We start from the raw sequence: 26,890 nt of genomic DNA, 5'->3' as shown, positions 1-26,890 counted from the left end.
TCTAAAACCTTGTGGGTTTCGCCCTTATTTCCGATAATCTAAAGCCGGTTTCCGGTCGCCGAGTAACGCTTCGTATTTGAAATCCGCGCCCCGCTTTTTGACCCATTCGGCGCGCGCTTTCTCAATAAGGGTGGGCGTTTTGTAAAGATCGAGCGCGGTTAAGGCTAGCGTTTTAGCCGCTACGATCATACCTTTCTGGCCAATGCTCATGCCACTGGCGGCCGTTGACTGCCAACTGTGCGCTGATGAGCCGGGTACCCACGTAGCGGTGGATAAACCTACTGTTGGAACTGCCCAACTGACATCGCCCACATCTGTAGAGCCACCACTGATGGCACCCTCAGAAGCATCGCGGAAGTCTTTTATTAACGCTGCATTCGTGACGGGTACTTTCTGGTCGCCAAATGTCTCACTGATTTTCTCGGCAAAAGCAGTTTCTTCGGGCGTGTATTTTACGCCACCCACCGTGGTGAGGTTCTGGTGCATTACTTCGGCCAGCGTCACGTTTGGCAACAGATCATAAACGCCACCCAATACTTCCCAGGTAACCTGCGTACCCGTTCCTTTGGCAGCTCCCTCGGCCGCATTCTCAATGCGTTTCCAGACACTTTGTACGACCGCCCGATCTTTGTGCCGAGCATAATAATATACCTCTGCATTGGCCGGAACCACGTTTGGGGCTTCTCCACCTTTAGTGATAACGTAGTGAATCCGGGTATCGGAGGGGATGTGTTCGCGCATCATGTTGACCATGTAGTCCATCGCTTCCACGCCATCCAGCGCCGACCGACCCCGCTCGGGCGCAGCTGCTGCGTGAGCCGCAATCCCTTTAAAGCGAAATTTGGCATTCTTGTTGGCTAAAGACGTTCCGGCATCGGCGGCATTTTGTGCCCCTGGATGCCAATGAAGGGCAACATCTACATCGTTAAATAATCCTTCCCGCACCATGTACACTTTAGCTGAACCGCCTTCTTCGGCTGGGCAGCCATAGATTTTGATGGTACCCGAGTGGCCCGATGATTTAAGCCAGTCTTTTATCTCAACAGCAGCGGCCATGGAAGCTGTGCCAAATAGATTGTGCCCACAACCGTGCCCGCCTTTTTGACCGGCGATGGGGGTGAACACGGGTTTGGCTTCGGTGGCCAGACCGGGTAGGGCGTCATATTCACCCAGAATGCCAATGACGGGTTTGCCTGAGCCGTAGGTCGCTACAAACGCGGTGGGAATTCCGGCGACGCCCGTTTCTACCTTAAAGCCCTCCTTTTTCAACTGTTCTTCGAGCAAGGCTGAGCTTTTCTCTTCCTGATAGCCTAGTTCAGCAAAGTCCCAGATTTGTTTGGAGATACCGGCATATTCAGGAGTTCGTTTGTCCAGATCAGCAATGATGGTTTGCTTGTCTTTGTCAACAACCGGAACGGTCGCTTTCTTGGGTTTAGTCTGGGCAACGGCCAGCAGTGGAAGGAGTAAAGCCGCGGTGAGAAACTGTGTTTTCATTGGGTTGTCTTCAGATGATTGGAGTTACGAATTGATAAAAATAGATCAAAAACGCTGACTCGGCAATCCTATCGACGCTATATTATAGTTACTCGCCAAATAATACCCAATTATAGTTGGTTTCGGTGCCAAAAGGCAATCGATCTTATGTTAAAATGCGCGTTGACTGATTTATTATATTGTTGATGTCGTTGTGGGTAGCTCAACGACATAAGCACCGTAGTGGCCGTGATGGCTGATGCTAAGTGGCAGCTTTAGTTGGGATCCTAACCTATCTTTAACAAGTACTATAGGGACACATGATTCATTTTTGTAGATACAAATTGTTGATTCTGAAACAGATAGACGGGCAGCGCATTGTTGCTTTATGGTAGCCCGAATAACAGTGTGCTGTGTTTGATACGTAGTGTTGCTGAATGGGATAATAAACTGATCAATAGGTTGTGAATCAGCTACTGTAAATGCTACGGTCGCTACGTATTGATTGGTAATCACTGACTTGGTATAATACGTTCTCTCTTGAAAAACAGTCCCCACAGCCGTTTCTGAACCTGTCGATTCAAGATGGCAGACTAGCTTTTGAGGAGCAAATACGCGTTTTCCTGTTTGTCGGTTCACCAGTTTATAAGCGCTTTCTTTCATGCTCCAAAGGAGCCAGACCATGCAATCCGGATCGTTGGCCGAGTGAATTAGTTGCTGTTCATGGGCCGTGAAAACTTTATCCAGAAATCCGGCTCGTCGCCAATTGCTTTCCTGTTTCGCCTGAGCCAGATCAACAATGTCATTGCCGATCATTTTGCGGCTAGTTTTTCGGTAATAATGTCGATAGCAGCGCCTACTGTAAGCATACGTTCCATAGAGGCATTGTCAATCTCTATGTCGAAGGCTTCTTCCACGTCCAGCACAATGTCAACGAGGTTTGCCGAATTTACTTTTAGATCTTTTATAAAGTCTGTATTCTCGGTTACGTTTTCGAATGCCTGTTCATCCTGAACATATGGTTTTACGATTTTTTTCAGCGTTATAATCAATTCTTCGTTCGTCTGCATAGTGTGTTTACGGTTGAAATTTCCTGAAGATAACGCAAGCATTTACATCGCCAAACCCAAAGTTGGCTTTTGCAATGACATTGATAGGTCTCTGAATGAGCTGATGCGGAATTCGATCGGGCGCAATGATGGCTGAAATGTCGGGATGCAGATCTTCGCAGTTGAGCGATGGGTAAATAAAGTCTTCGGATAGTTCCAGAACGGCGGCTACGCATTCAATGCTGCCGGCTGCACTCAGGCAATGACCAACCATCGACTTTAGGGAATTAATGTAAGGGAAATCGGCTCCGCTACGTTGCAGGGCTTCACTCCAGGCAGTTATTTCGGCGGCATCCTTACTCGTGGCCGTTAAATGACCGTCGATAAGATCGATGTCTTTCTCCTGAATTCCAGCCTGTTCTACGGCTTTTTGAATGCAGCGTTTTACGGCAACCGCGTTGGGAGCGGTCATGGAACCGCCACCCCGTTGCCCACCGGAATTGATGTGGCCGCCCAACACTTCGCCGTAAATATGAGCGTTACGTGCCAGCGCACTGTCCAGCGATTCCAATACCAATGCACCGGCGCCACTACCGGGCACGAAGCCGCTGGCCGACGCACTCATGGGTCTGGATGCCTGTTGCGGAGAATCGTTGTATTGATAAGGCATCACACGCATGGCGTCGAATCCACCCCAAACGTAGGGGCCATGATCGTTACAACTGCCTGATAATATGCGTGTTGCATTACCATTTGCGATGCGGTCGTAAGCCAGTAGAAGCGCTTCGGTTCCGGTGGCGCAGGCCGACGAGTTAGCGGTGATTTGATTGCCGCAGCCCAATATTCCGCCCAAGTAAGCGCTCACTCCACTGGTCATCGTTTGTAACACAACTGTACTTCCCAGCCGTCTGACCTGTCCCTGATCTACTTTATAAATCGATTCCCGAAACTTGTCGACGCCCAAAACGCCGGTTCCGAAGATGACGCCGTTCTCCCAATCGGGCTCGTCAGTGGCTATAGGAAGCCCCGCATTTTGCCAGGCTTCAACGCCCGCTATGACACCATACACAACGCCACTGCTATTAAGCTGACGCAGTTGTAATTCCGTAAAGTATTGATGTTTAATGGCTTCTGTAACCGGCGGGATGCCGCCAACCTGGCAGGAAAACGTTAAATCCGCTAAGTCCTGTAGAAAGGAAATACCGCTTTTGCCTTCTTTAATAGCGGCTGAAAAAGAAGGTATGCCTACTGCATTTGGAGCCGCTACGCCAAGCCCGGTAATAACGACCCGATTACGCATGATTGTTTGCTTTCATCATTCCTGAAATAGTGCCCCGGCAGACCAATTCCCCGCTGGTATTGACCATCTCCACCCTACATTTCAATTTATTGAACCGGAAATATTCTTTCACTGACCGAACCGTAACCGTTTCGGTTGGAAAAACAGGTTTATAAAAATCGATCTGGGTGGATGTCATAGCGATTTCTGTATTAGCTGTAAGTGAGTCATTTAACAAGAAAATCCCCAGGCAAACGACGCCTATCTGCGCCATAACCTCCGTCAGAATAGCACCGGGTGTTACGGGTTTATCTTTAAAATGTCCTTTGTAAAAAAAAGAATCGGCAGGAAATGTGTAACTGCCTTCGATACCATTCTCGGTGACGGCATGCAATTCATCAACAAACAGAAAAGGTTTGCTGTAAGGGAGCTTCGACTGAATATGGGTAAAATTTTTCAAGCGTTTGTTATTGAAGATGTTCACCGCCATTGACCGGAATAACCGTACCGTTAATCCATGACGCTTCGTCTTTACAAAGCAAATAAGCCACATTTGCTACGTCCTCCGGCCTTGTTAATCGCGAAAACGGGTTCTTTTGTTTGCTGTGATTCATCAAAATATCCGAATCAGGAATCATCCTTAACGAAGTGGTATCGGTCACGCCCGCCATGATACAATTTGCCCGAATGCCCAGGGGCGCCATTTCTAAGGCAATACTTCTGGAAATAGCTTCCAGTGCTGCCTTTGCTGCCGAAACAGCTGCATAATTTTTCCAGGCTTTGGTGCTTCCTTCGCTGGTAAAACTAATGATACGTGCATCGGCCGAAAATAACGTAGCGTTTCGCAGGTCATTTGTCCAGTCATATAAACTGATGGCCATGGCGTCGATAGTTAATTGGAAATCGTCGTGTTTTAGCCGAAATGTCTGATTATCCGAGAGCATCGGTTTCAAATTCCCTTTCGCAATACTATGAATCAGTGTTCTTACTTTTTCGTGCGCACCCAGTTCTTTTTTTAACGTATCAATGACATGGTGGCGTTTTTCGATATTCGTCGCATCAATATTGAAATGTTTTAACGAAACACCTTCGCTTTTAATACTATCTAATTCTTTTTCCAGCTTAGGGAGATCGGTTTTTAGCGTACGATGCACAATGCATATATTCATACCATGTCTGGCCAATTTCTTTGCCGTGGCCAGCCCCAATCCTTTGCTTCCACCAAGGATAAGTGCCCAATAGTTGGTATGGCTAAATTCGTTTACCACTTTAATAAAACGCGTTGCGCTGAAAAGCCGGGACCAAAACTTAGCATGAGCCCATAAGAACCTTTTTCTGGTTGTTTTTCCATAAAGCGTTCCAGTACATAAAGAACCGTCGCACTCGACATATTTCCGTAGAGCCGAAGTACTTCTTTTGTGTCGTCAATATTCTTACCCAGCTTACCGAAAAGCTCCTGTACAACCTCAACAATTTTACGTCCTCCCGGATGAAAAATTAAGTGGGAAATATCATTAATAGTCAGTTGATTCTTTTCTAAAAATGGCTGGACAATTGCCGGGAAATGGGTAGCAATCGTATCCGTAACGGCCTTGTCCAATACCATTTGTAGACCGCTATTTGTTAAATTAAAGCCCATCAAATGTGTAGCCTCATAAAAATGATACATTTCTTCGGCTACAATTTCTGGTCCTTCATCCTCATCGTGAGAAGAAAGTAAAACGCAGGCTGCTCCATCACCAAAAATTGCGGCACTGACGATGTTGGCCATTGAAAAATCGTCTAACTGGAACGTAGCGGTTGGCGATTCTACAGCGAGCAAAGCAGCCCGTTTTCCAGGATTCGATTTTAAAAAATTCTTCGCGTAAATTAGTCCGGATATGCCCGCTACACAGCCCATTTCCGTGACAGGAAGACGTACTACGTCCTGACGCATTTTCAGGCTGTTGATCAAGTAAGCATCCAGCGAAGGGATCATCAGACCCGTGCAGCTTACGGTAATTAAATAATCAATATCCGTTACGTTCCAATTAGCCTTATGTAAGGCTTTCTTAAAAACGTCTTCCCCTAATTTTATTGATTCACGAGCGTAGATGGCATTTTTTTCTTCAAATGAAGTCTTACTGAAAACCTCCGTTGGCGACATAATGGAATAGCGCGTATCGACCGCAGCATTCTCAAATATCTTTTTCACTTTCCGCTGAAAGCGATCGTCCTGACCCGCTAACCATTCATCCAGAAAAGGTAAAATTTCGTTTGTATGCCGCCAGTATTGGGGTAAAGCTTTTGCTACCGTTGTTATTTTTACACTCATAGGTTGTTGATAATCCATTGATAGCGGAAAGCCCACCGCCAGGTAATGCTGTACTGTTTGAGTTTTAACTGTCTCGAAAAAGATGCTAACTCATGTTTTTTGAAGCCACGGAGAATAGATGTTAATCCATCTTCTCGTGACATTGGATTTAGCCGAAATACAAAACAAATGAGCTGAAACAGCCTATACGCGAGACCACTACGTTGTAAATCGTTGATAATAACGCCGAGCCTAGCCTTGCTGGAAAATACATTCAGTATGTGTATAATTTCTTGATCCGCAAAATGATGCAATGTCAGGGTGCACAAGGCAATGTCATAGTTCATCGTGGCGAACTCTTCTTCAAAGACATTTAAAACGGCATAATTGATATTGGGGTAGGCGGTAGAACTGGCCTTCGCATGATTCACGGTAAAGCCGTTGGCATCAATTCCCAGAATACTAAATTTAAAGCCTTCTTGTTTTCCAAATTCGGAAACAGCCCGGCACATATCCCCATTTCCACAGCCGATATCCACAATGGAGATCACTTTATCGCGCGGCTGACTTTTAATCAATTCTTTTATACCATCAAGCGTAATTTTGTTGCCACCCAGCCACTGATTAATTACAGCGATTTTATCCAACGCATCGCGCAACTCTTCGCCTTCCAGCGAAAAATTGTCCATGATTTCTTCTTTATTGGTACGTTGTACGAACATACTATCCATCCAGGTCGATAATTAACGGTTTTCCATGCGTTTGTTCAATAAGTAAGGGTAATGCCCTGGGCGTTAGCTGCAGACTTTTGAGTAACGTATTCGTTAAGGCAGGATAGTATAAAACGGATTGTAATAACCTGCCAATAGCCAGGCGCCTTTTGAATTCATTGTTCCAGGAAAGAATGTATTGTTTTTCCACGGTTAGCCTGCTGGTTATTTCTCGTTGAAAATACCTAATAAGTAAGTCTGATGCGAGTTTAGCACTGTGAATGGCCATGGCCATACCATTTCCGCAAAGTGGGTGTATAAGTCCAGCGGTATCGCCACACATAAGAATGTGATTTTCTACCGGTTCTTTTTTAGAAAACGAAAGCTGGCTAATCACCAGTGGTTTGTCAAACAAGGCCGTAGCACCAGATAGGAAATTTCTTAAATGAGGATTTTTATACAGAACATTGGCCTGGAATAACTTCACGTTTTTATACTTCTTGAAGCTGGAATAACTGACCAGGTAGCAAGCGTTTACTATGCCATCTTCTACTTGAGACAGGCCACAATAACCACCATCGAAATTATGGAGTGATACCAGATCGTTGGGGAATGTAGCCTGATAATGCATTTTTACGCCTAGCCAGGGGGATTCTTTCTGAATAAATTTACGCTGCAATTGCTTATCCAGGGCAGACCGTTTTCCGTAGGCGCCAATCGCCATAGGGGCTGTATATTTCTCGCCATCGTCGGTTGTAGCCGTGAATACGTCGTTGGCAAACTGAATATCCACAACCTGCTGCTGATGAACGGTAACACCCAAAGCGAGTGCTTTTTTGTATAGAAAATGATCAAACGCGTATCGACTCACGCCAAATCCACCCAAGGGTAAATCGGTTTCTATGGTTTTCCCGGAAACAGTGCTCAATAAAAAACGATGTATGCGGGAAGGGTTCAAGTCGTCGACCGTGATACCGAGAAATTGCAGATAGGGGAGTACTTCGTTCGAGATATACTCACCACATACTTTGTGATGCGGATAGGCCTGTTTTTCGATCAGGATTACGTGTACATGATGCTTAGCCAGATGAATAGCTGCTGTTAATCCTGCCAATCCACCACCAATGATTAGTACGTCGGCATCCTCTGTCATTGGTCATTTCCTTTATATTTCTGGTAAACAAGCGCATCGGGCAACATGTTCTGATTTTTTGTTTGTAACCCGGTGGCTTACATTGTTATTATAGTCCTCTGCACCAGTTTTAACCCGATGGTTAATGTAAGCCGCTCAGAATTCAGTAAGTTTGGGGTATATTATTCTACTATGTTTACGCGTCAAATACTATCTATTGCAACGGCCATTGGCCTGTCTGTTCTATTAACTAATGGCTTAACCGGTTGTCAATCAAATGGTTCTGCTTCGGAGAACTCAGCCACAACCGATTCTACGACGACTGATAAGTCGAACAAGGAAAGGGCCGAAACCGCTACGTCGGGGCCTGATCCTTCCAGTATTCCTGCCAGTAAGATCGCGGATGCCGCAACGATTCTAGCCCGGCCCCAGGTGCCGATTCTGTGCTATCACCAGATTCGTGACTGGCGTCCGAAGGATTCCAAAAGTGCGAAGGACTACATTATTCCGACAGCGGCTTTCCAGGAACAGATGCAAATTCTGGCCGATAGTGGCTATCACACGATTCTGCCCGATCAACTCTATGCCTACATGACGACGGGCGCTCCACTGCCCAAAAAACCGGTCATGCTGACGTTCGACGATGGCGATCTCGATCAATATGAAACCGCAACCCCCATTCTGGAAAAGCATGGGTTTAAAGGTACGTTCTTCATTATGACGGTTGCCATTGGCCGCCGGGGGAAACAGCCGTATATGGACAAGACGCAAATTAAAGACCTATCCGATCGGGGACATACCATTGGTGCACATACCTGGGATCACCATAATGTAAAGAAATACCAGGGCGAGGATTGGAAAATTCAGCTTGAAGAGCCAAAAACCAAGCTGGAAGGTATTATCGGGAAACCCGTGAAATACTTTGCGTATCCGTTTGGGCTTTGGAACAAGGAAGCCTTGCCTGAAATACAAAAAAGAGGCTATGCCGCTGCGTTTACCCTGGCTGATAAACGGGATGATCAGATGCCCTTATACACCGTTCGACGTATTATTGCGGGTGGTCAGTGGAGTGCCAAAACGTTTTACCGAAATATGATTGAGAGTTTTGATGATAAGTAGTTCTGGCATTCTGCCTGAATGAAAAGCGGCTTAGGCCGCTTTTTTTATGATAAACCATTCGCTACGTTGGCACACAGTATTTTATCGGGCAGATCTATCTTTTAGTTACTAAAAATAAGCGTACACCTGATGACCGGAAAAACACTGCTTACCTTATTGCTTATTCTTTCAGGACTATATACTGCTGAAGCGCAATCAAGTCCTCCCCGCCTGATTGTTCGGGGAGATGATATGGGGTATTCGCATGCCGGAAATGAAGCGATTCTGACATGCTACAAAGAGGGTATTGAGAAGTCGATAGAAGTACTTGTTCCCTCGCCCTGGTTCCCCGAAGCTGTCAAAATGCTGGAGCAAATCCCAACGGCCGATGTGGGTATCCATTTAACACTAACCAGTGAATGGGATAACATCAAATGGCGTCCGCTATCCGACTGCCCCAGTTTGCGGGACGCCGATGGCTATTTTTATCCGATGATCCGACCTAACAAAAACTACCCCAAACGCTCAGTGTCGGAAAACGACTGGAAACTGGCCGAGGTCGAGAAAGAATTCCGGGCCCAGATTGAACTGGCGATGAAGAAAATCCCCCGGATAAGCCATTTTTCCGGACATATGGGGTGCACGAGTCTGGATGACGATGTGAAAGCGCTCGTCAAAAAGCTCGCGCAGGAGTATCACATCCCGCAATATGACATGCGTCTTGGCGAGATTGGCGTTGCAAATGTGGGTTATGTAGGCGCACACGCTACGTCTGAGGAAAAGCTGCAAAGCTTCATGAAGATGCTCGAAAGTCTTGAAGCTGGAAAGACCTACATTTTTGTCGATCACCCTGGGCTCAATACGCCGGAAGTACAGGCCATTCATCACATTGGCTATGAGAACGTAGCGGCTGATCGTCAGGGCGTAACGGATGTCTGGACGAGCCCGCGCGTCAAGGAAGTGATCAAGGATAAAGGGATTCAACTAATCGGGTACAATGACTTGGAAAAGTAAAAACGTAGTGGTTTGGCATAGTCTCTGACTACGCCAAACCACTACGTTAAAACCGGCCAGCCCATTCGATACCGGCTACAATATGCGGCATGGCATATTTGTCGGTGAACGTTTCGTTGGTGTGGCCCATGCCGGTGTAGAAAACGCGGCCTTTACCCACGGCGTTGGTCCATGAAATGGGGTGATCGCCACCCATTGCTTTCGGCCAGGTAGCTTTGTAGGTGGCTTCGTTCAAGGTCAGCAATACCTGGATGCTGTCTTTTCCCCGGACACTTTGTTTAAAGTTATACCACTCATCGACTTTCCGCCATTTGGCAGGTAAATGTTGGGTTGTCGGGTGATCGCGAATATCAGTAATCACTTCAGCTTCGGGCGTGTGCTCCGGATACAGTGGGTGGTCGCGGAAGTGCGTGCCGAGCATGTGGTCGTACCAGTCCCAGCTATATTCCGTGTCGGAAGCCGCATGAATACCGACGTATCCACCGCCATTTTCGATGAATTTCTCAAACGCTTTTTCCTGTTCCGGCGTCAGAATGTCGCCCGTGGTTGACAGAAAAACCACCGTTTTGAAACGACTCAGGTAATTGTCATTGAAGAAAGCACCGTTTTCTGTGGTCCGTACGTCCCAGCCTTTTTCCTTGCCTACTTTTTGGAGGGCTTCGATACCAGGTTCTATGGATTCGTGACGGAAGCCGTTGGTCTTCGAGAAAATCAGTACGCCCTTGGCTCCAACCTGACCCGGATCGGTTGGAAGAACGGAGTCAAATACCGGTTTCTGCCAGGGCAACGTACGGGTGACATACATCCCGAAGACGACGAATCCGCCCACCAACAGCACCAGAAACAAAACTATCCCCAGCAGAATTTTCAGGGTTTTGCGAAGCATGAATCTTGATGTTAGGCAAGCTCAGTACGTACACGTTCGAGTAGAGTCTTCGTCGCGCGGATGCCGTCATTTGTTGGTAAATAACCACCGGTTGGATTGTACATGCCGATAACGCCCCCCTCATATTCGATGCCTACGTAGCCTTTGAAACCCGCGTCTTTAATGATCTTGAACATCTTCATAAAATCCGTTTCGGTCTCATTGCCATTCGCATCGAATTTGTGGGTTTTGGCACTGATTCCTTTGGCATACGGCATCATCTTTTTTACACCTTCGTAGCGGTCAAATTCCTTGATGCACTTCGTTCCCATAATCCCCTTGATGTCGTTGGTTTCCGGTTTGCTACGTTGCGCGCAGAAATTACCGAAGTCGGGCAGGAGTCCCATATTGGGCATATTTACCTGTTTCAACACGCCAACAAGCCAGTCGATATCCGTCGTATTACCAAAGTGATTTTCGACAATGACATCCAATTTCGATTTAGCCGCATAGTCCAGCAATTTATGGTAGCCGTCGGCAGCCGTTTTTGCGGCTTCGGCGGCAGGGTCGTCAGCCACGCCCGACATAGCTTTGGAGCTATCGCCTAAATTGACCCGAATGGATGGACAACCCAGAAATTTGGCGGCATCGACCCAGGCATAGTGTGATTCTACGGCTTTCTGACGTTTCGCAGCATCCAGATCGGCAATGTTGGCCCCATCAACCATGATGAGGTTATTCTTCATGCCGAGATCATCGCACCGTTGTTTGAGTTCTTTCAGGTACGTCTGATCCGTGTGCTTGTTATTGAAAAACATGGACACGTATTCCAGTACGTTGATGCCGAAGTCGTTTTTGGCACGAGCCGGAAATTCCATGTTGGTCATTTTGCCGGACATCAGTTCACCCGCGAACGAAAACTCAGCCAGCGAGATGTCGAAAGAGAATTTTGTAGGTGCCATTTCGGCGAACAGATCAGTTGAAAAGGTGGAAGCAAGGCCCACTCCGGCGGCTGTCAGGCCGAGTTGATTCAGGAAATTTCGACGAGATTGTAGCATGAGTTACAGAAAAAAAGCCTCTCTCCTTAAAACAAAGAGAGAGGTTGAGGTGAGATGAGTTTAGTTAGAAAATTGAACAGTCGCCGGTACGAACAGGGGTGATTTTCCGGCTTTTTCGTTTTTAAAGACGAAGAATAGATTGTGCTGGCCGGTTGTCGGTGTAATCGTGACCTTCGCCATGTTGGGCTTGAACATATCAGCGGGATCGCTGCTGGTGTTCTGTACGAGTTCCTCGGTCTGGCCCAACAGCTGACCGGTGGGTGAGTCAATTCGGATTTCGATGCGTCCACCCACAGCAATAAGTTGCGCTTTAGGAACCGCCACAGCGAACTCCATCGTTTTGATGTCCGTGAGGTCGAGTTGATCGAATTGTACGTACGTATCCGACGCCATCACAATCACAAGTGGGTATGGCTGGGTGCCCATTTTGAAGAGCGTGATGCCTTTCGATTGTTTGGTGCTCATGCCCATAGCTACCAATGGATTACGTAATACCAATGCCTGTTCGGCCATTTGTGGAGGTAACCCATTGGCGCCTTTGTCTTTGTAGGAAGCCTGTAGAACCAGATCTCCTTTTTCGTCGGCTTTCGGAATATAGGTGCCCTTCGTCGGTAGGGATGGACTTGCCACTTTCTTGTCCGATAGCGTCAGAATGTACTTGACAATCTCGTTTGCGTCGGGCATCGCCAACTGCGGGTGAGCCGTCATGATGGCATCGCCCCAGGAACCACCACCCCCTTTAATGATCTTATTCGACAGACTCGCGACAGCATTTGCATCACTTTTATACCGTTTTGCTACGTCCGTGAAGGATGGCCCAACCGATTTTTTGTCCGTAAAATGACAGGCTTTGCAGTCGCTTTTCTCCATGAGCGTCTGGCCGGTAGACAAGTACGTGGCTTCCGAAAACTTGTGACCTGCCGGGCCGCGTTCGGCTTCGCTTTTGGCTTCGGCGTTGGCTTCGTCCTGGTAGGTTGCTTTTACCATCACCTGGCTGGCTTTAATACGGCCATCGGCCAGACTGCCATCTTCTTTATCGGTTACCTTGGCCTGATAATCAATGGCTTTGCCAGGGAAATAAAAGCTCTTGTTTCCTTTCGCTACGTCCAATATCACCTGGGGCGGCTGGTTGCCTGCCATGATGTCTACCTCACGAGAATCTTTTAGCCCTTTGGCATCGGTCACCGTCAGAATTGCTTTGTATTGCCCCGGTTTCTGAAATGTGAACGTCGGATTGGGCTCGTTCAGCAGGGTTGCCTGATTGCCTGCCTTGTTGATGATCTTCCACTGATATGTCATGGCATCACCGTCGAAATCTTTGGTGCCTTCCGACGATAAATTCACCTTTAGCGGAACGGCACCTGCTTTCTGACTGGCTGCCAGTTGGATGTTCGGCTTACGATTTCCGGCGTTGAATTCGATACGTACCAAGCGCGAATCGTCATTTTTGAGGAACCAGCCTGTGCCATATTCGAGCACATACAGGTCGCCGTTCGGACCAAAGGCCATGTCAATCGGGTGGCTGAACGACATATTCGGCAGAAATCGTTCCATTTTGGTCATGTCGCCTTTGCCGTCATAACTAACGGCAATGATCATGTCGCGCATCCATTCATACAGGAATGTTTTCCCGTTGTAATAATCCGGGAACGGTCGTTTGGCACCTCTAAAATCGTCTTTATAAAACGTTGGTCCAGCCATGGCGCTACGTCCGCCGGTGCCCATGAGGGGGAATTTTTTGGTTTCGGCCGCCGTGTACGAAATCAGGGCGGGTTGGGCAGGAGGGAGGTCACGCATACCCGTGTTGTTGGGTGAGTCATTGAACGGGTGAGCCGGATCAAACTTGGCACCCGATTTGTTCGATGCGAAATCCACGTCGTTGTAGGCTTTGTTGTCGCCCACGAAATACGGCCAGCCGAAATTGCCCGGTTTTTTGGCCTGGTTGTACTCGTCTTCCGCCGTTGGCCCAACACCCACTGAATCTACACCGGCATCGGGACCAACATCGCCCCAGTACACGTAGCCCGTGTGTTTATCCACCGAAATACGGTATGGGTTGCGGTGGCCCATGGTGTAAATTTCCGGACGGGTTTTAGCCGTTCCTTTCGGAAATAGATTGCCGTCGGGAATAGTATACGTACCATCGGCTTCGGGGTGAATGCGGATAATTTTACCCCGCAAATCATTCGTGTTACCGGATGATTTCTGAGCATCCCAGGGGCCACGCTCGGGCCGCTCGTCGATGGGCGCATACAACGTAGCGCGGGGGCTGGTGTTATCGCCGGTTGAGAGATATAGATTGCCGTCGCGGTCCCAGTCGATTGAGCCGCCCGTGTGGCAGCACTGCTCGCGTTGGGTCACGACTTCTAGCAAAACTTTTTTAGAGGAAAGAACCAGCTCATCACCCCGCAGTTCGTAGCGGGTCAGAATGTTCTTAGGCTCGGCACCGGCGGGGGAATAATAGAGGTAAATCCAGTGATTTTTCTCGAAATTAGGGTCGATGTTGACGCCCAAAAGTCCATCTTCGGCTTCGGTTTCGTGTCCCTCTTTATCCTTATACTTGGTACTGACCGGAATCGTCGCAATGGTTTTGAGCTGTTTGGTCGTTGGCGAATACAAACGAACGTCGCCGTGCCGTTCAACAAGGAGTACGCGTTCGTCGGGCAAGATGGCCATTTCTAGCGGCTCGTTAAGCTTTTCGGCCAGCACTACCTTTGTGAAGCGGTTTTCGTCGGGCAGGTCGCCGGGATCGACCATGGGCTTTGCCGAATAAGCCCAGAGACCTATTGCACCGACACACAACGCAGCTACCGTTCGATACGACTGTGAGGTAAAGGAGTTGGAGTTCATTTTAATGCGTATTTTCAACACAATGATAAGAATTATTTTTCATTGTGTTGAATGTACACACTATAAAAAGTTTTAATTTTCCATCATGGAGTACCAAAAAGAGCTCAAACGGCTGATTTTCGACCTTAAGACAAATTATTTACCATCCGTATCAATAGACCTTGTCATCTTTGGCTTTCATGATGGTCAGTTAAAAGTCCTGTTATTACGCTGGAAGACAACAGATAAGTGGTGCCTGCCGGGAGGGCGAATCCGTCACGAAGAAAACATGGAAGCTGCAGCTTATCGGAGTTTGCGGGAACGTACTGGTCTGAGCGAGATTTTCCTGCAACAGTTTCACACTTTCGGGGATGTAGATCGCTATACCCATTTCAGCCGACATGATACGTTAAGCAAACTAGGGCTGCCCGAGGAGGATTTAAAAGAATTTGCCAGCCGGGATGTTTCGGTGGGTTATTATGCGCTGGTCGAATTTGCCGGAGCGACGCCTACCCCCGACTTATTTACGGACGAGTGCTGCTGGTGGGATATTGATCAGATTCCTTTGTTGCTTTTTGACCATAATGATATGATCACCCTGGCCTTAAAAACGTTACGTCGGCAGCTTAGTTATCAGCCAATTGGCTACAATCTATTGCCCGACAAGTTTACCATGCCCGACTTGCAGCAACTCTACGAAACAATTTTGGGCCAATCGCTCGACCGCCGGAATTTCCAGAAACGGATGCTTGGTTACGGTATTCTGGAGCGCCTGGAGGAACGCAAAACCGGTGGTGCCCATAAGGCCCCTTACCTGTACCGGTTCAATAAGGAAAACTACGAAAAAGCCCTGCGAGACGAAATTCTGTTTGTGGGGTAATGATACGTCCTACAGAGGTTCAAAATACTACTTTTTGCCGCTGTGTTCTCCGGGCCTCTGTGGTTAATAATTTGTTCAATGGTGAAGTCCTGTGCTGGAGGCTCGACGGCAACCGGTATTCCGTGCAGTACTACGTAGTAATAAGGACAAAGTTGTAATTTTGCGTATTGCCAACCAGGTGGGAGAATACAAAAACCTTCCATCATCAGGATGGTTAAAGAAGCCGTAGCAGTACTGAAGAATATGAATACGCAAATTCGTTTAGCCCTCGATCGGACGCCAAACACCAATCATACCGGATTCTATGTGGCCCTAGCCAAAGGATCTTACGAAAGAGCCGGGCTCGACGTAGTCTTTATAAGCCCTGAAGAAGATAACTACCAGAAAGCACCCGCCCGAAGATTGTCGCTCGGTGAAGCTGAACTAGCCATTACGCCTTCAGAAAGTATTGTTAGCTACCAGACAAATGGCATTCCTTTACTAGCCATTGCTACCGTTCTTGCCCGCGACATTAGTGCTATCGTAACCCTCAAGGAGAGTGGTATTGATCGCCCCAAGCAGCTGGATGGCAAAGTATATGCCTCCTACGGCGCCCGGTATGAGGATGATATTATCCGCCAAATGATTCAGAACGACGACGGTCGGGGGCAGTTTATTCCGCATAAATCTCCCTGGTCGGGTATCTGGCGGGCGTTATTGACGCGTGAAGTGGATGCGGCCTGGTGCTGGCTGACCTGGGAAGGCGTTAGGGCGGATATTGAAGGCGTAGATCTGAATCAGTTTCTGTTCGACGAATACGAAATTCCGTACGGCTACAACCCCGTACTAACGACTCACCGCGACTGGGCGAACAAAAATGCGGATGCGCTACGTAAGTTTCTGGAAGCAACAGCCTTAGGCTTTCAATTTGCTGTAAAAAATCCAGACGAAGCTGCCAAGATTCTGATCAAAACGGCCAATCACCCAACGCTCTCCAACCGGAATTTTGTGGAACAAAGCCAGCAGATCGTCTCCGGGTATTATCTGGATGGCGAAGGGCATTGGGGATTCATGCACCGGAATATCTGGGTGTCGTTTGTCAACTGGATGATTCGCAACCATATGCTTACCGATCTCAGCGGGGAGCTGATTCAACGACTCGATGTCGACACGCTGTTTACAAACGAATTCCTGGCCGGTGTACCCGCGCTGATACGTTGGTAACAGATTCACATCTGGAGACAATCTCTGGTTAGTCCGTAACGATCAGGCGTTGAGGAAAACTTATTCCATTGGCAATCGCTATTGTGTAAGTGCCAGTCGTTAAATAACTTTCAATTGGCGAGGATAATTTAAAAACAAGCTGGTTAGGAGCTGTGCTACTGCATGTATTTAAACAGGCGGCATCCGCATTAATTCGGGTTCCTTTGCCCGTGGCGACATTCGTAAAGATCAGATCGGTGATGTTGGGATTGGTATAGAGATTTTCAACGGGTAAATTCAGTTCCAGTAATTTCGTTTTTCTGGAGAACGTAAATTCCTCGTTACTATCCTGCGCTTTCAAAACTCCCGTTGCCACTACGTCTACTTTATAAACGGTCGTAGTCGTTTTATTGCCGATCCGTAAGGTTATCTCTTTCTCCTGAGCCGAATTACGGCTTTGCTCACAGTAACAAAAGCGGGTTAAATCTATGGTGTTATCAGCCATCACCCCATCGAGCACACTCGCCCCATCTGTTAATTCAAAAATGGGTTGCAAGCCTCCTTTTAGAATAGCTGGAAGTTGAACCGTAATCCTGGAGTTTGCAGCATCAAACCGCACATCTTTTGTTGGGATACCTACAAATGAAACGGATTTAATTGCTGGTCTTTCATCGACTGTTTGGCTTGAGTCCTGACAGGATTGCAGAGCCAGCCCTATACTTATCAATAAAACGATAGATATTGCTTTCATAAGTAGTTGTTAATTAAGCGATGGAATAGAGTAAAGACTTTATTCACTACTTTATAATCAAGCGTTACGTCAACCCAACTAAATTCTCTGGGTAGGTGTAGGCATACGCTTGTTAAAGCTTCTTAATTTCAAGTTGAGTGTAGTGGAACCGGCTATCTTTCCAAAAATGATAGCAGATGGTTCAATTGCGGGTCTTACTGATTTTGTACAGGCAAGTTTGGCCTTTCACTATTGCTACGTCGTTGCTGATGTGGGCTTTGGCTGGTTACCCGACCCTTTTATCCATCAATCTACTGTCATTTCTAACTAAATTTTTTTGGTTACGTACGCTAAGTCAGCTCCTGATTTGGTACCTTTTTCGCTCCTCCAATGGGAAAGGCTTTGTATTCTATCAACATTTTGGATTATCGGAGTTACAATTGGCTATCGGTGTCTATACACTTGACCTTATATTCATTAGCCTATGGATTTGTTTGGCAAGCCTGTTGCTCCACCAATGAAACTGGAAGCAGATAGCATCTGGTTGGAATACGGACAACGTAAGGTGTTACAGAATATCTATCTGCGCGTCGATGTCGGCCAGATTATTGGTTTACTGGGGAGAAACGGTTGTGGTAAATCTTCTTTACTGGAAATTATCTATGGCATTAAATCGGCTCAAAACGCTTCTGTGCGCATTGATGGAAACCACATCAAGAAGCTCTTTCAATGTAAGAACGTAGCAGCATATTTACCTCAAAAAAACTTTGTACCCTCTCATCTGCGTGTAGACGAGGCCTTTACACTTTATCAGTCGGCCCTAGCGGAAGCTAAGTCGCTCTTTCCTGAATTAAGCAGTCTTTTTTCTTATCGTTTCAATCAGCTTTCGGGCGGGCAACAACGACTGGTTGAGACGCTTATGGTTGCAACTTGTCCTGCCTCATTTATCATTTTAGACGAACCCTTTTCAAACGTAATGCCCTTACATGTTGATGCGTTGAAAACGTTGTTCATGTCCCTTAAAAGCCGGAAAGGAATTCTTATTACGGATCATTATTACCATGACGTACTAGCGATCAGCGACAGCATATATCTGTTAAACACCGGCGGACGAACCATTCAATTACAGCAGCCGGAGCAACAGTTGAAGAATTTTGGATATATAAACTAGCTGGTTTCCTGATAACTAAAGCCAGTTGAATCACCCGCCAATAGTGGACATTGATTCGGAAATCGGGATGCCAGAAAGCGTCTCACGCTGTTGTTCGGCTTCAAACCCGTTGGCCGGTCGGTGTGAGAAAGCTTGCAGGAAAGCCGTTGTGAGCTCACTATCGGATGCGCCACCCCGGAGCAGAGCGCGGACATCTAGTACACCATTATCGTACAAGCAGGTCTTGAGCGTGCCCTGCGCGGTCAGGCGGATGCGGTTACAGGTGCCGCAGAAGGTACGACTAAAAGCGGCAATTACACCGATGGTACCCTGATGACCTGGAATTTGATACGTAGCAGATGTTGAGAACGGCGGGTCTGGCTGCTTTTGTAAGTCCGGATAGTGCGATCTGATTTCGTCAACGATACGTCGGTGCGTCCAGTGAAGAACAGGATAATGACTTCCTTCTCCGTTAAAGGGCATTTCTTCAATAAATCGCACGTCAACGGGTAGATCACGCGTCATCTCGGCCAGTGGAAGGATATCCTGCGTATTCTGACCTTCCATCACGACCGCATTGATTTTCGTCTGAATACCCGCTTTCAACAGCGCATCGAGCGTCTTCAGAACAGCGGGGAGTTCGTCGCGTCGGGTGATTTTCCGGAAGCGCTCGCGGTCAAGTGTATCCAGACTTAAATTCACTGCCTTTACGCCCAGCGCGGCCATTTTCTCGATATGAGGAGCTGTCAATACGCCATTCGTCGTCATCGAAAGGTCATCGAGGCCATCAATTTCAGCTAAGCGATGCATGAAATCCATTAAACCCGACCGCACAAAAGGCTCTCCGCCCGTGATACGTACCTTTTGCACACCTAAACGAGCCAGCACACGCACAACCCGTTCCATTTCCTCGAAAGTCAGCACCTGATGTTTGGGCAGATACTTGATTCCCTCTTCGGGCATGCAATAAAAGCAACGCAGATTGCAGCGGTCCGTTACGGCCAGCCGAAGATACGTAATGGGTCGGTTGTGATTATCGTAAATCATGGGTATCGTACTAACACAAAACTACAAATTTTGATTGCAATGCAGCGTCAAATGATATACGACAGGTCTAATAACCGTATAGAAAAATTTTGGTAAGTTTATTTTTTATAATTTGTTTGAGAATTAAATGCTATTTTTGGAGAAAGTTTACGTAACCTACCTGTGAAGAAAGCGGTTTCCATCGGTCTCTCGGCCTTGCTCCTGTATCATACACTAGCCTATGTGCTCGTGTTTGTGGGTACGTGGTGGCAGGCAGAGCACGATTTATCGGAGCGGCTTTTAGTGTATCGATCGGTAGATAGTATCGTTGAGTTTCAGATTCCGCTCAAAGATAAGCCCGATGCGAACGCTATTGCCAGCACGACCTCTGATGGTTTCACGTATCGGGGTCATTATTATTCCGTAATAAGTCTGGATGTAAAAGGTGACACCCTGCACATTGCCGGTCTACAAACCGAAAGCCGTTCCTTCTGGCAGAGTGATCTCCTTTCATTTCTCAATGATCACATCACTGGCGCTACGGACACGCATCAGAAAGCAAATAAAATCCTGAAATTCCTGTTGAAAGAATATTCGGCCAACCCAAGAGCCGTATTCAGTTTTCTTCCTCCCACCTGGCGCGAAGACGTTCGCATTCCCGAACATCTGTTCGTGATTGCCGCCCGCGCCCTGCCCGTTCATTCGCCCCCTCCTCAAGTCTGAGGTCATTTTCCAGTACGTTAGTGAGTCTATGCTATGCTTGTGGCTGTGCTACGTTATTACGGTCTGTGTTCATTACTGTAGCCCGTCTCCAGGGTCATGATCTGCGTTTAAACAAACGCTTGACCGGACGATCTCTGTTTGTGAATGACCTGTGACAATGCACAGTAAGCAATTGCTTTACTCCGTAATGTACCCGACACGTTTGTATGACTGGTGGTCTACTTATTCTGCTTCAGTAGCTTCTAAAACACGCCTTAGAGCTGTGATTTTACTGGCTATATGATCAGGTGATTTCTGCCAGCACACAATGCGTATCGCTTTTGGTCTGTATGCTCACAGAGCACATAACCGAATGATTTTCTGCTTAGTCTCACCGTATCCTATACAAAAAATAGGATCTGGGTTGAGTGACGAACATTCGGTTTCAAACGCGGACAATTACTTGATTTTCACCTCAGACAGACATTTTTATTGATGAAAACGATTTTTACCATCGTTCTGGCAATAGCCTGTATTCTTATTTCCTATGCATCCGTTTCGGCGCAGGGTTGTGTAGCCGTTCGTCATATGAGTTCGGTAGCTCCAGTGGGTTCAGCCGATTACTTTAAACAACGTACCGGCCACTGGCAGGTCTCAGCAGGTTATCGCTTCTTCCGGTCCTACAAGCACTTCGTGGGCGATGCTGAGCAGAAACAGCGCGTTGAACAGGGTACCAATGTTATCAACGTGTCGCACGCGATCGACCTGGGCATTACGTACATGGTCAATCAACGATTATCGTTCTCGGTCAATCTACCGCTTCAAAATAACGGTCGCTCTTCGCTTTATGAACACTACGGCAACGCTGTGGCGCAAAATCCTGAGCAGAAACGGTTTCACACAGGCTCGCAGGGTGTGGGTGATTTACGTATATCGGGAAGTTACTGGCTCGTCAATCCGGTAAAATTGCCTAAGGCCAATCTGGCCGTTGGTTTGGGTGTGAAACTGCCAACCGGCAATTATCGGGCTACCGATCAATTCCATAAGCTGGATAAAGAAGGTAAAGACTACACCGTCGAGCTACCCGTCGACCAGTCTATTCAGCTCGGCGACGGCGGTGTGGGTGTGAGTGTTGAATTACAGGGCTATGCGCAATTATCGAAGGGCCTAGCGCTCTACGCCAACGGTTTTTACCTGTTCAATCCGCGCGAAACGAATGGCGTTGTCCGGAATCCATTGTCTACGACCGTCGATCCCGTAACCGGTACGTTCTCCGTAGCCGATCAGTTTGCCGCTCGCGTGGGCCTGAGCCAGTCGATCAGCGCGGTTCCGGGATTAGCCGTAATGCTGGGCGGTCGGGTTGAAGGTGTGCCTGCTATGGATGCTTTCGGCGGCAGTCAGGGATTTCGTCGGCCGGGTTATATCGTGTCGGTAGAGCCAGGTCTGGCTTACATGCGGCACAAAACGTCGATCGCGGCTACAGTGCCCATCGCGTTGTACCGTAACCGCATCAAGAGTTACTCCGACCGACTTGATCCTGCCGGGCTGAGACAAGGTGATGCGGCCTTTGCCGACTATTTGGTGTCTATCAACGTATCACGCTGGTTCTAAGTGGTTTCAGGTGCGATGGCAATCGCCATCGCACCACGTTCAGTATAGGTACAACCTTTATGAAAATTTCTCAATTATTATATTTCTTGATTGGACAGCTGGCGTGTGCGCCTTTTCTTTTGTCGGCCCAACAGCTTGCCAAACAAAAACAGACCGTTGACTCCTTGTCGGGACGAACCCTGAATCAGGTTACGGTAAAAGGAGTACGGTCGACCGTAGTCGAGTCATTGCCTACGGTTCATGGTACGTATCTGATGGGCGGAAAACGAAGTGAAGCCATACACGTGTCGGAAATTGATGCTAACGTAGCTGAAAAGAATCCTCGACAGGTATTTGCCCGGATTCCCGGTGTATTCGTGTATGACATGGACGGCACGGGCAATCAGATCAATATTGCCACGCGCGGTTTAGACCCGCACCGGTCCTGGGAAAATAATATCCGGCAGAATGGTGTTATCACAAACTCGGACATGTATGGCTATCCGGCCAGCCACTACTCGCCCCCGATGGAAAGTATGGACCGGATCGAATTTGTGCGGGGAACGGCTTCTTTGCAATACGGCGCCCAGTTTGGCGGGATGTTGAATTACGTAACCAAACGAGCCGACAGCACGCGCAAATTTGGTTTTGAGACGGTCAATTCGATTGGTACGTATGGACTGATGAGTTCTTACAACGCCATTGGTGGCCGCGTGGGTAAGTGGACGTATTATGCCTATTACTACCGGCGGCATTCCGATGGATACCGGCAAAACAGCCGCTCCGATGCACAGGCCCAGTTTGGTAATCTGCATTATCAGGCAACACGACGCATGGGATTAACGGCCGAGCTTGGCCGCTCGACCTATACGTACCAGATTTCCGGCCCACTGACGGATGCTATGTTTGCTCAGAATCCGCGCCAGTCGACCCGGAGCCGCAACTATTTTAACCCGGACATTTACATCCCGTCGCTGAAACTGGACTGGCAACTGTCGGACCGGACGCATCTGCTCTGGACAACATCAACCGTGCTAGGCGCGCGTAACAGCGTTCAACTAGACGCCTTTGCGACGGTTCCCGATACGATTAGCCGGGCAACGGGTCAGTATAAAGCCCGGCAGGTAGATGTCGATCATTTTAATAGCTACACGACTGAACTTCGATTGCTACACCACTACAAACTGGGCGGCATTGGCGCTACAGTAGCTGGAGGTGTACAATTAATGAGTACGGATTTGCATCGGCAACAGCTCGGCGTCGGCACAACTGCCAGCGATTTCGACCTGACACTGGTCAGCCCGTTCAAGCGTGATTTACACTTTCGAACCAAAAACATGGCGGCTTTTGCCGAAAGTCAGTTTTACCTGACCAATCGCCTGACCATTTCGCCCGGTATTCGGATCGAGAACGGAAAGACGGAAATGCGGGGTACGATCACATACTACGACCCGCTCAACCTGCCCACCGACATCAGCCACCAGTTCGCGCTGTTGGGTATTAATGGCGAATACAAAATCAATGAGGCTGTCAAGGTCTACGGTGGCTGGTCGCAGGCGTATCGGCCGGTGGTGTTCAAAGACATCATTCCCACTTCGGTTTATGAACGCATCGACAAGAACCTGAAAGATGCGCATGGGTATAACGCCGAAATCGGGGTGGATGCGCACTGGCAGGGGCTTCACCTGAACGTCACGATGTTTGACTTGCTCTACCGGAATCGGCTGGGAACGTTGTTGCTGACCAACACAGATGGAACGAATTATGTCTTCCGAACGAACATCGGCGACAGTCGGAGTACAGGCGTTGAAACGCTCATCGAAGGGCAACTGCTCCGTACGTCAACCCTATTGATCAGCGGGTTCACCTCGACCGCCTTTAACAACGCCCGTTATATCAATGGGCGCGTATCAACAGGTACCGACAACCGGACGGTTACGGGAAATCAGGTAGAATCGGCGCCCCGCTGGACCTCCCGCAACGGTCTGACGGCCCGCTACGGAACCGCCAGCCTGACGTTGCAATACAGCTACGTTGCCCGAACCTTTTCGGATGCACTCAACACGACTGTTCCATCGGCGAACGGTGCGATTGGGCCAGTGCCTGCCTACAGCCTGTGGGATTTGAACGGGACATGGCGCATCAAACGCGGACTAACGGTGCGCGGCAGTGTCAATAATATTTTAAACACGCAATACTTCACCAAACGCCCAACCTTCTATCCCGGCCCCGGCGTCTGGTCGTCCGACGGCCGCAGCGCCGTGCTGACCGTTGGTTTAACGGTATAATTCTATCGTACTACATTGACTTAGTTGACTTGTAAAACCTATGAAAGCAATTCTAAAACAACTCCATATCGCCCTCCTGCTGGCTCCTTTTGCCGCTCAGGCCCAGATGCCCAACGATGCCATCTACATGGGCAAAAACCAACTCTGTGTGGCCGGCATGTATAGCCATAGTTCCTGGAATCAGTACTGGGAAAATACGTTGAAACGTGAAAATTTCAACATCGGTACGCAGACGACCCAAAGTGCTATGATTATGCCCGCCTTCGGGATCAGCAAGCGCGTGAACGTTATTATGAGCCTGCCCTACGTCTGGACGAGCACCAGCGCGGGCAACCTCATGGGGCAGAAGGGCATCCAGGATGTATCGGCCTGGCTGAAAGTAAAAGCCCTGATCGTTGGTGGCTTTTCGCTGCACGCCATTGTGGGCGGATCAATTCCCGTTGGCGATTACGTACCCGATTTTATGCCCATGTCCATCGGCATGCAGTGCCGCACGGCAACCGGCCGCCTGATGGCGAACTACAAACATCCCAAAACGGGCCTCTATCTCACCGCCTACGGAAGCTACGGCTGGCGGAGTAATGCCAAAAGTGATCGGGATGCGTACCAGGCCGATGATCGGGTCTATAATACCAATCAGATACGTGTACCAAATACGTATGATGCAGCCGTTCGCTTGGGCATACTACGCCGGGGATGGCAGACGGAAGTATGGGCAGAACGTGTTGCCTGCCTGAATGGAGACAATATTCGCCGGAACGACATGCCGTTTCTGACCAACAACATGCAGGCCACATCTGTCGGCTGGTACGGCAAGTTCCAGCCGCATACCATTGGTGTTAACGCCCGCGTCGGTTATGTCGTTGACGGACTGAACGTTGGGCAGAGTACTAGCTATACGGTTGGCGTGTTATACCAAATCAGTTTCAAGAAATAGACCGTGCTTGTCATGAAAAAACAGAGTCATTTTATAGCATTTTGCGCTATTATCATCGCGCTATCGGCCGGGCTTAACTCGTGCAGCAAAACAATTGATGAACCCCAATTGTCGGCCTATGCGCCCACCAGCGTAGACGAGAAAGCCGGTACCTGGAAAACCTACGTTCTGACAGCACCCACCGACGTAACCGTTGCGGCACCGGCTGCCATTAGTTCAGCGGATTATCTGGCGGAGGTAGCCAGTTTGAAACAAAAAGCAGCGAGCTTGAGCAGTGCCCAGCAGGATGCGGTAACGTATTGGGGAGCCGGGGCAGTTTTTCGCTGGAACGAGATCGCCCGTGAATTATCCGCCCGATACAACATTCCACCGGCGTCAACGCCCGATGGTAAATACCCCGTGCCGGATGCTGCCAATCCGCTGGCCGATCCAAAATTCCCGTTTTCCAATCCGCCCTACACCGCTCGTGCACTGGCTTATCTGAGCGTAGCGCAATATGATGCGCTGGTGTCGGCCTGGCATTATAAGTATCTCTACAACCGGGTTGCTCCGGGTAAAACAGATGCTACGATTAAACCCTTGCTGCCCGTTTCGTCGTTGCCGTCGTATCCATCCGAAGATGCGGTTGTCGCGGCTGCTTCGGCGGTTATTCTGAAAGCCATGTTTCCCGGTGAAGTGGCCTATCTGGATGCTAAACTGGCCGAACACCGTGATAGCCGACTATGGGCGGGCATGAACGTAGAGAGTGACCTTACGGCTGGTGTGGCGCTTGGTAATGCCGTGGCCGCCAAGGTGATGGCGCGGGCTAAAGTCGATGGTATGAGTGCGGCCAATAACCAGACCGTGACCGCAGGCATGATTCAGGGGGCTAAAGAGCGTGGCTTGGCCGATGTGTGGGTAAGTCAGGAGACACCCGCCCGGCCGCCGATGTTGCCTAACTACGGGGCCGTGCAGACCTGGAATTTTGACAAAACGACGTTGATTAAACTACGTCCCGGCCCACCGCCAGCCCTCAACAGTCCCGAATTTACGACCGCGCTGGATGAGTTAAAACAAATCAATAAAAGTCAGACGCGCGACCAGGCCCGTATCGCTAACTACTGGTCGGATGGCGCAGGTAGCTACACGCCCCCTGGTCACTGGCACCGCACGGCAGCCAATGCAGCGCACGATGCCCAATATAGTGAGGTGCGTATGGCCCGGACATTAGCCTTGTTGGGTACGGCGGAGATGGATGCGGCTATTGCCTGTTGGGATGCCAAGTATTATTACTACTACCCACGCCCGCAGCAGTTTGGCGTAAAAACGTCGGTGGGTCTACCTAATTTTCCATCGTATGCCTCAGGCCATTCGACCTTTTCAGGAGCAGCCGCTACGGTATTGAGCAGCATTTTTCCCGATAAAGCGAAGGATTTTGATGACGAAGCAAACGAAGCATCAACATCGCGTATCTACGGCCTGATTCATTATCGGTTCGATTCGGCCACGGGGTTAGTACACGGCAACAACATTGGTTCTTACGCGGTTACGCGCGCAAAAGCTGATGGCTCGGGACTTTAAAAGAATGATGAATGAGAATAGGGCAGCTGGCTTGGGTTCGGCTTT

Annotated in this window: 24 protein-coding genes; 10 read left to right on the top strand and 14 right to left on the bottom strand. The window is 48.6% G+C overall.

The features are described from left to right. Positions 1–24 precede the first annotated feature (24 nt). From BM202_RS12920 to BM202_RS12880, 9 genes are all read right to left on the bottom strand, one after another. On the bottom strand, positions 25–1,494 hold the full coding sequence (locus BM202_RS12920) for an amidohydrolase (protein ID WP_093826634.1): 1,470 nt from the start codon (positions 1,492–1,494) through the stop codon (positions 25–27). 174 nt (positions 1,495–1,668) lie between these two features. Next, entirely contained in the window at positions 1,669–2,289 is a 621-nt protein-coding gene (locus tag BM202_RS12915) for a 4'-phosphopantetheinyl transferase family protein (RefSeq protein WP_093826632.1), read from the bottom strand. Next, positions 2,286–2,543: an acyl carrier protein gene (locus tag BM202_RS12910; protein ID WP_093826630.1), complete on the bottom strand. Its 258-nt coding sequence runs from the start codon at positions 2,541–2,543 to the stop codon at positions 2,286–2,288. Before BM202_RS12910 ends, BM202_RS12915 begins: the two co-directional genes overlap by 4 nt. Before the next feature lie 7 nt (positions 2,544–2,550). Then, positions 2,551–3,822, bottom strand: coding sequence for a beta-ketoacyl-[acyl-carrier-protein] synthase family protein (locus BM202_RS12905; protein ID WP_093826629.1), 1,272 nt, complete (start codon positions 3,820–3,822; stop codon positions 2,551–2,553). Continuing rightward, positions 3,815–4,261, bottom strand: coding sequence for a 3-hydroxyacyl-ACP dehydratase FabZ family protein (locus tag BM202_RS12900; protein ID WP_218160544.1), 447 nt, complete (start codon positions 4,259–4,261; stop codon positions 3,815–3,817). Before BM202_RS12900 ends, BM202_RS12905 begins: the two co-directional genes overlap by 8 nt. Before the next feature lie 7 nt (positions 4,262–4,268). Beyond that, entirely contained in the window at positions 4,269–5,069 is an 801-nt protein-coding gene (locus BM202_RS12895; RefSeq protein ID WP_093826625.1) for an SDR family oxidoreductase, read from the bottom strand. After that, positions 5,063–6,115, bottom strand: coding sequence for a type III polyketide synthase (locus BM202_RS12890; protein WP_093826623.1), 1,053 nt, complete (start codon positions 6,113–6,115; stop codon positions 5,063–5,065). Before BM202_RS12890 ends, BM202_RS12895 begins: the two co-directional genes overlap by 7 nt. Then, positions 6,112–6,816, bottom strand: coding sequence for a methyltransferase domain-containing protein (locus BM202_RS12885; RefSeq protein WP_245776650.1), 705 nt, complete (start codon positions 6,814–6,816; stop codon positions 6,112–6,114). Before BM202_RS12885 ends, BM202_RS12890 begins: the two co-directional genes overlap by 4 nt. 1 nt (position 6,817) lies before the next feature. Continuing rightward, entirely contained in the window at positions 6,818–7,957 is a 1,140-nt protein-coding gene (locus BM202_RS12880; protein ID WP_093826621.1) for an NAD(P)/FAD-dependent oxidoreductase, read from the bottom strand. Between the two features lie 171 nt (positions 7,958–8,128). On the opposite strand from BM202_RS12880, the gene BM202_RS12875 reads away from it, so the two are divergent. Both BM202_RS12875 and BM202_RS12870 read left to right on the top strand, forming a co-directional pair. Further along, on the top strand, positions 8,129–9,055 hold the full coding sequence (locus BM202_RS12875) for a polysaccharide deacetylase family protein (RefSeq protein ID WP_093827246.1): 927 nt from the start codon (positions 8,129–8,131) through the stop codon (positions 9,053–9,055). A 129-nt stretch (positions 9,056–9,184) separates the two neighbouring features. Beyond that, on the top strand, positions 9,185–10,048 hold the full coding sequence (locus tag BM202_RS12870; RefSeq protein WP_093826620.1) for a polysaccharide deacetylase family protein: 864 nt from the start codon (positions 9,185–9,187) through the stop codon (positions 10,046–10,048). Between the two features lie 46 nt (positions 10,049–10,094). Here the strand turns inward: BM202_RS12870 and BM202_RS12865 are convergent, their stop codons facing one another. From BM202_RS12865 to BM202_RS12855, 3 genes are read right to left on the bottom strand one after another with little or no spacing between them, the layout of a single operon-like run. After that, positions 10,095–10,934 carry a ThuA domain-containing protein gene (locus BM202_RS12865; protein WP_093826618.1) on the bottom strand — a complete coding sequence of 280 codons (840 nt, stop codon included), beginning with the start codon at positions 10,932–10,934 and terminating at the stop codon, positions 10,095–10,097. An 11-nt stretch (positions 10,935–10,945) separates the two neighbouring features. Further along, entirely contained in the window at positions 10,946–11,971 is a 1,026-nt protein-coding gene (locus tag BM202_RS12860) for a sugar phosphate isomerase/epimerase family protein (RefSeq protein WP_093826617.1), read from the bottom strand. 60 nt (positions 11,972–12,031) lie between these two features. Beyond that, positions 12,032–14,821, bottom strand: coding sequence for a PQQ-dependent sugar dehydrogenase (locus tag BM202_RS12855; RefSeq protein WP_093826616.1), 2,790 nt, complete (start codon positions 14,819–14,821; stop codon positions 12,032–12,034). Between the two features lie 85 nt (positions 14,822–14,906). Here BM202_RS12855 and BM202_RS12850 point away from each other — a divergent pair, with 85 nt between their 5' ends. Together BM202_RS12850 and BM202_RS12845 are read left to right on the top strand one after the other, a co-directional pair. Continuing rightward, the gene (locus BM202_RS12850; protein WP_093826614.1) at positions 14,907–15,680 is read left to right on the top strand and encodes an NUDIX hydrolase; all 774 of its coding nucleotides are present in this window, start codon (positions 14,907–14,909) and stop codon (positions 15,678–15,680) included. Between the two features lie 243 nt (positions 15,681–15,923). Next, the gene (locus tag BM202_RS12845) at positions 15,924–16,883 is read left to right on the top strand and encodes an ABC transporter substrate-binding protein (RefSeq protein ID WP_093827244.1); all 960 of its coding nucleotides are present in this window, start codon (positions 15,924–15,926) and stop codon (positions 16,881–16,883) included. 28 nt (positions 16,884–16,911) lie between these two features. Here the strand turns inward: BM202_RS12845 and BM202_RS12840 are convergent, their stop codons facing one another. Further along, positions 16,912–17,613, bottom strand: coding sequence for a hypothetical protein (locus BM202_RS12840; RefSeq protein WP_093826611.1), 702 nt, complete (start codon positions 17,611–17,613; stop codon positions 16,912–16,914). A gap of 463 nt (positions 17,614–18,076) precedes the next feature. On the opposite strand from BM202_RS12840, the gene BM202_RS12835 reads away from it, so the two are divergent. Then, entirely contained in the window at positions 18,077–18,763 is a 687-nt protein-coding gene (locus BM202_RS12835) for an ATP-binding cassette domain-containing protein (RefSeq protein WP_093826608.1), read from the top strand. Between the two features lie 30 nt (positions 18,764–18,793). Here the strand turns inward: BM202_RS12835 and moaA are convergent, their stop codons facing one another. Continuing rightward, positions 18,794–19,789: a GTP 3',8-cyclase MoaA gene (gene moaA, locus BM202_RS12830; protein ID WP_093826606.1), complete on the bottom strand. Its 996-nt coding sequence runs from the start codon at positions 19,787–19,789 to the stop codon at positions 18,794–18,796. Between the two features lie 162 nt (positions 19,790–19,951). Here moaA and BM202_RS12825 point away from each other — a divergent pair, with 162 nt between their 5' ends. The 5 genes from BM202_RS12825 (at position 19,952) to BM202_RS12805 (ending at position 26,845) form a co-directional block, all read left to right on the top strand. After that, complete coding sequence (locus tag BM202_RS12825; protein WP_093826604.1) at positions 19,952–20,491, top strand: hypothetical protein; 540 nt, start codon at positions 19,952–19,954, stop codon at positions 20,489–20,491. 474 nt (positions 20,492–20,965) lie between these two features. Further along, complete coding sequence (locus tag BM202_RS12820) at positions 20,966–22,081, top strand: hypothetical protein (protein ID WP_093826602.1); 1,116 nt, start codon at positions 20,966–20,968, stop codon at positions 22,079–22,081. Positions 22,082–22,140: 59 nt separating this feature from the next. Further along, a complete protein-coding gene (locus BM202_RS12815) occupies positions 22,141–24,348 on the top strand; it encodes a TonB-dependent receptor family protein (protein ID WP_093826599.1) in 2,208 nt (735 codons plus the stop codon). A gap of 40 nt (positions 24,349–24,388) precedes the next feature. Beyond that, the gene (locus BM202_RS12810; RefSeq protein ID WP_093826597.1) at positions 24,389–25,285 is read left to right on the top strand and encodes a hypothetical protein; all 897 of its coding nucleotides are present in this window, start codon (positions 24,389–24,391) and stop codon (positions 25,283–25,285) included. Positions 25,286–25,297: 12 nt separating this feature from the next. Further along, the gene (locus BM202_RS12805) at positions 25,298–26,845 is read left to right on the top strand and encodes a vanadium-dependent haloperoxidase (RefSeq protein WP_093826595.1); all 1,548 of its coding nucleotides are present in this window, start codon (positions 25,298–25,300) and stop codon (positions 26,843–26,845) included. Positions 26,846–26,890: the final 45 nt, after the last annotated feature.

This window comes from Spirosoma endophyticum, from assembly GCF_900112365.1.
Lineage (GTDB): Bacteria > Bacteroidota > Bacteroidia > Cytophagales > Spirosomataceae > Spirosoma > Spirosoma endophyticum.
The sequence above is the reverse complement of the archived record's forward strand: the minus strand, read 5'-3'. Positions and strand labels throughout refer to the sequence as shown.

Bases quoted from the DNA above. Each gene is read 5' to 3' on its own strand.
- BM202_RS12865 (WP_093826618.1), bottom strand. From the start codon at position 10,934: ATGCTTCGCAAAACCCTGAAAATTCTGCTGGGGATAGTTTTGTTTCTG.
- moaA (WP_093826606.1), bottom strand. From the start codon at position 19,789: ATGATTTACGATAATCACAACCGACCCATTACGTATCTTCGGCTGGCC.
- BM202_RS12855 (WP_093826616.1), bottom strand. From the start codon at position 14,821: ATGAACTCCAACTCCTTTACCTCACAGTCGTATCGAACGGTAGCTGCG.
- BM202_RS12835 (WP_093826608.1), top strand. From the start codon at position 18,077: ATGGATTTGTTTGGCAAGCCTGTTGCTCCACCAATGAAACTGGAAGCA.
- BM202_RS12920 (WP_093826634.1), bottom strand. From the start codon at position 1,494: ATGAAAACACAGTTTCTCACCGCGGCTTTACTCCTTCCACTGCTGGCC.
- BM202_RS12845 (WP_093827244.1), top strand. From the start codon at position 15,924: ATGAATACGCAAATTCGTTTAGCCCTCGATCGGACGCCAAACACCAAT.
- BM202_RS12910 (WP_093826630.1), bottom strand. From the start codon at position 2,543: ATGCAGACGAACGAAGAATTGATTATAACGCTGAAAAAAATCGTAAAA.
- BM202_RS12810 (WP_093826597.1), top strand. From the start codon at position 24,389: ATGAAAGCAATTCTAAAACAACTCCATATCGCCCTCCTGCTGGCTCCT.
- BM202_RS12885 (WP_245776650.1), bottom strand. From the start codon at position 6,816: ATGTTCGTACAACGTACCAATAAAGAAGAAATCATGGACAATTTTTCG.
- BM202_RS12805 (WP_093826595.1), top strand. From the start codon at position 25,298: ATGAAAAAACAGAGTCATTTTATAGCATTTTGCGCTATTATCATCGCG.
- BM202_RS12840 (WP_093826611.1), bottom strand. From the start codon at position 17,613: ATGAAAGCAATATCTATCGTTTTATTGATAAGTATAGGGCTGGCTCTG.
- BM202_RS12820 (WP_093826602.1), top strand. From the start codon at position 20,966: ATGAAAACGATTTTTACCATCGTTCTGGCAATAGCCTGTATTCTTATT.
- BM202_RS12915 (WP_093826632.1), bottom strand. From the start codon at position 2,289: ATGATCGGCAATGACATTGTTGATCTGGCTCAGGCGAAACAGGAAAGC.
- BM202_RS12875 (WP_093827246.1), top strand. From the start codon at position 8,129: ATGTTTACGCGTCAAATACTATCTATTGCAACGGCCATTGGCCTGTCT.
- BM202_RS12890 (WP_093826623.1), bottom strand. From the start codon at position 6,115: ATGAGTGTAAAAATAACAACGGTAGCAAAAGCTTTACCCCAATACTGG.
- BM202_RS12905 (WP_093826629.1), bottom strand. From the start codon at position 3,822: ATGCGTAATCGGGTCGTTATTACCGGGCTTGGCGTAGCGGCTCCAAAT.
- BM202_RS12860 (WP_093826617.1), bottom strand. From the start codon at position 11,971: ATGCTACAATCTCGTCGAAATTTCCTGAATCAACTCGGCCTGACAGCC.
- BM202_RS12880 (WP_093826621.1), bottom strand. From the start codon at position 7,957: ATGACAGAGGATGCCGACGTACTAATCATTGGTGGTGGATTGGCAGGA.
- BM202_RS12850 (WP_093826614.1), top strand. From the start codon at position 14,907: ATGGAGTACCAAAAAGAGCTCAAACGGCTGATTTTCGACCTTAAGACA.
- BM202_RS12815 (WP_093826599.1), top strand. From the start codon at position 22,141: ATGAAAATTTCTCAATTATTATATTTCTTGATTGGACAGCTGGCGTGT.
- BM202_RS12870 (WP_093826620.1), top strand. From the start codon at position 9,185: ATGACCGGAAAAACACTGCTTACCTTATTGCTTATTCTTTCAGGACTA.